The sequence below is a fragment of the Gordonia otitidis NBRC 100426 genome, assembly GCF_000248075.1.
GTDB lineage: Bacteria > Actinomycetota > Actinomycetes > Mycobacteriales > Mycobacteriaceae > Gordonia > Gordonia otitidis.
This window is the reverse complement of the sequence record NZ_BAFB01000273.1, coordinates 1-340: the sequence shown is the minus strand read 5'-3', so window position 1 is coordinate 340 and position 340 is coordinate 1. Positions and strand designations below refer to the sequence as shown.

Below are 340 nucleotides of genomic sequence, written 5' to 3'. Positions count from 1 at the left end.
TGCACCACGCCGCCAAGGACTGGGCCCAGGGTGGGCGCACCGATATTGATCAACTGGCACCGGCCTGCGACATGCACAATTCACGGGTGGGTCCGCGCCCTGGTCAGTTCACGACCCGCATCATCACCGACGGCCCCGATACCGGGCGGGTGGCGTGGCGGTTGAACGCCGCCCCCGGCATGCCCCCTAATCCCGAGCACGTCAACCGGGCTGCGGATGTGGCCGCCGATTTCCGCGATTATCTCGCCACCACACGCGCCGAAACGTCGGCCACCACCGACACCATCACCCACCTGGCAGACCGCCGCCGCCGACACACACGCACAAGCACAGATGCTGC

At 67.6% G+C, this 340-nt stretch carries 1 pseudogene; it reads left to right on the top strand.

Going from position 1 to position 340, the window contains the following annotated elements:
- Nucleotides 1-340, top strand: a pseudogene (locus GOOTI_RS24585) (HNH endonuclease); the annotation flags it as partial.